This is a genomic window from Vulcanisaeta sp. EB80, assembly GCF_002078205.2.
This window is the reverse complement of record NZ_LCWN02000114.1, coordinates 1-3,316: the sequence shown is the minus strand read 5'-3', so window position 1 is coordinate 3,316 and position 3,316 is coordinate 1. Positions and strand designations below refer to the sequence as shown.

Genomic DNA, 3,316 nt, shown 5'->3' with positions numbered 1-3,316 from the left:
ACGCCTACAATAAGGTTGGTGGTAAGACTAGGTACTACCTGGTCGCTGTGGATCTAGGTGATGAGCTCGTACTGGTTAACTCGGCAATTCATAATGACATAGTTGCGTGGTTAGTAAGCAATGGCATTGTGCTGAGGGGGTACCAGGTCGTTAGGAGGGAGCCTGTCTTTGGTAGTGGTAGGTTTGACCTACTCCTAAGGTCACCAAGTGGTAAGGAGGCGTTTATGGAGGTTAAGGGCGTGACTCTCGTGGATAATGGAGTGGCTAAGTTCCCTGACGCGCCCACTACCCGTGGTGCCCGTCATATGCTGGAGTTGGCTAGGGCTGTTGAGCTCGGCTATGAGGCGTACGTACTCTTCCTAGTTCTTAGGTCTGGGGCTATGGTCTTTAGGCCGAATTCGGAGCTTGACCCAAAATTCGCCAAGGCGTTCAGATTCGCGGTGGATCATGGGGTTAGGGCCATGGCGTATAAGCTAGTGTTGACAAGGGATTGGGTGTTGGTTCCAGGTGGTTTTGTTGGTATTGAGTGTTGTTAATGCGGTAGTTCTGGGCTTATTATGTATGTACCCACGTCGGACCTTGGGTTGAGCTCGCCGGCAATTGGTGTTAGCATTAACCTCCTTACCTCATTCATATCCCTCGTCTGAGCCAATACCCATGACAACTTAACAAAGGCTACCTCGGGCAACATATCCTCGGCAGGTATCACACCAAGCTTGAGCAACTCCACACCCCTTCTATACACATTCAGGTTCACCCTGCCGAATATGGTCTGGCTAGTTATGACGACGGGTATGCCCAACTCAACGGCTCTTCTTATTGGGTCTAGAAGCTCCTCCCTAACGTGGCCGAAGCCTGTCCCCTCGATTACAATACCATGGTAACCCCTATCTACCAGGAAGTGAATTATTTCCGGGCCCATGCCTGGGTAAAACTTTACGAACGCCACCCTGTCATCGAACCTATTCATGAGGACCATATCATCAATCCTCGCTCTACCTTGGTAATTACTATTGTTTATCTTGATCTCGAACTTATTTATGTCGACGTAGGCCATGGGTTTGTCATTAATGCTTACGAACGTATCCCTCCTAGACGTATGCATCTTCCTAACCCTGGTACCCCTATGAATGGCTATCAAACCATCATTCGTCGAGGCGTGCATCACGACGAACGAGCCGGCGAATGGTGCACGTGCAGCGATGAGTACGGCAGCTAGCATGTTTTCGAATGCGTCGCTGGAGGGTCTATCGCTGCTTCTCTGAGATCCAACCAGTGCGATTGGTCCTGCCGGATTCCTTATTGCGAAGGATAGTGCTGCCGCCGTATAGTGCATGGTATCTGTGCCATGCAGTACCACCACACCCGAAACACCATCAATGAACGCCTTATACGCAGCCTCAGCAATCTCAGACCAACGCTTTGGTGTCATGTCCTCGCTGAATATCGCCATTAGGTTCAGCATCTCGATATCCGCAACACCCTTAATCTCTGGATACATCGCGTACAAGTCCTCCAGGCTGAAGCTTGGGTATACGGCGCCAGTCCTATAATCGACCTTAGACATTATCGTACCACCAGTGGCCACAAGCCTAACCCTGGGTAACCCCGTCAATGCACCGCTCACAAACTGCCCAATGGGTATTGATACGGCACCCTTTGATTCAACATGCCTTAAAACCTCAACCCTCTCTATGTTGCTTACGTGTATGCCGACGTTATAACCATTATCGAGCTTTAGCACTACCACGTTAGGATCACCAACGCCAGGTCTTGGTAATACGACGCCATTTAATACAGTGCCATCCCTGAGGTACATGCGTACTTCGTCAAATTCCCTAACCCCGCTAATCACAGTTTGTTGGTTGAAGAATTATTTTTACGTTTATCCCGGTACGAGTTCAAGGAGCATGTTTATTACCTTACTATCCTGCTCCGCCGAATGTTTGCTTATTATTACGTACCTAAGCCTCGAGAGTGCGTACTCGCTCAGGAGTCCAAAGCCATTGTTGGAGATGCACAATACCCTCTTGCCAAGTGCTAGGGAGTAATCCACCTCCGTCTTATCGCCCATGTTCCTCAACGTTATTACCTCAATACCATCTGTCTGAATCAATGGACCCTCATCCTTCCTGGTGAGAAGTAATGCGCATTCTCCAGGCTTTAGATCAATCAATACCTTATTGAGGTCTTCATAGTCGTTGATCCTCACAATCCTGACCATACCAATCTTAAGTCGTGGTATCAGCATTTAACACCCAAATAATTAAAATAACTAAGCCTAATAACCCACTTACGTTATGGTCATTATGTGCATAATACTTTAAAGTGCGTGGGCATTGATTATTTTATGGATTATAATGCGAGATTACGTGAAGCCTCTAGGGAAATACTCGAGGGGAGAATAATCGATGATGCAGAATTGAGAAAGGTGGCTGATAAGTACAATATACCCCTCTCGACAGTTAAGACCCTATCCACATTCTACTTCCACGATTACTCAGAGAACCAGGTGTGCATGGGGTTACCATGCTTACTGAAGGGTTCTAGGGAGGTCGCTAAGGAGCTGGATAAACGCGGTATTAAGTATACAATAACGTACTGCCTAGGATACTGCGACAAGGGCCCCGTGGTTAAACTTAACGGTAAACTTCATACATACGTAGACGGAGACTTTAGGGAAATCACCGAGGCGAGCCCTGACTACGTGCTTTCAAACCGCGAATCATTAGGTGATTATTTGAGGAGGGGAGGATTTGGTTACCTTGATAGGTTCCTTAACGAGGATAGCAAGTTTTTCATACTCGAGTTGCTCGTTAAGGTCGGCCTCGTTGGTGCTGGTTCGTTAGTTAGGTGGAAGTCGATGATTAGTAACCCGGATAGACCTAAGTACCTAATTGTCAATGGTCACGAGGGTGAACCAGGTGGTTTTAAGGATAGGCTGATAATGGAGAGGAACCCACACCAGCTCCTTGAGGGTGCACTAATAATAGCCGTCGCTTTAGGGGCTGATGAGGTAATCGTGGCCGTGAATGAGAGGTTCAGGAATGCCAGGCTCTCGCTTGAAAGGTCCCTTAATGAGTTAGGTTCATACTTAGCGGGTAAGGGCTTACTCAATAGATTGCCTAGAATCAACGTATTACTCGTTGGGTCTCCCTACATCGTTGGTGAGGAGACGGCATTAATAAACTCCCTCGAGGGTAAGAGGGGCGAACCTAGACTTCGCCCGCCCGACCCCACGGAATCCGGGTTCCTTGGAAAGCCCACTGCGGTCATCAACGTAGAGGTTGTGGCGGCAGCCCCAGTGATATTGAGG

General features: G+C 48.3%; 4 protein-coding genes. 2 read left to right on the top strand and 2 right to left on the bottom strand.

What is annotated here, in order from left to right:
• A partial coding sequence (sfsA, locus tag B7L70_RS12115; RefSeq protein WP_081228404.1) for a DNA/RNA nuclease SfsA occupies positions 1-536 on the top strand: 536 nt, incomplete at its 5' end.
• On the opposite strand, the gene gatD is transcribed toward sfsA, so the two are convergent.
• On the bottom strand, positions 533-1,855 hold the full coding sequence (gene gatD, locus B7L70_RS12110) for a Glu-tRNA(Gln) amidotransferase subunit GatD (RefSeq protein ID WP_255408872.1): 1,323 nt from the start codon (positions 1,853-1,855) through the stop codon (positions 533-535). The two genes, sfsA and gatD, sit on opposite strands and share 4 nt — an antisense overlap.
• Positions 1,856-1,885: 30 nt before the next feature.
• Complete coding sequence (locus tag B7L70_RS12105; protein WP_081228403.1) at positions 1,886-2,251, bottom strand: hypothetical protein; 366 nt, start codon at positions 2,249-2,251, stop codon at positions 1,886-1,888.
• A gap of 99 nt (positions 2,252-2,350) precedes the next feature.
• Between B7L70_RS12105 and B7L70_RS12100 the strand changes: the two genes are divergently transcribed.
• A partial coding sequence (locus B7L70_RS12100; protein WP_202908745.1) for an NAD(P)H-dependent oxidoreductase subunit E occupies positions 2,351-3,316 on the top strand: 966 nt, incomplete at its 3' end.

Excerpts from the sequence above, each read along its gene's own strand:
- B7L70_RS12105 (WP_081228403.1), bottom strand. The coding sequence starts at position 2,251 with ATGCTGATACCACGACTTAAGATTGGTATGGTCAGGATTGTGAGGATC.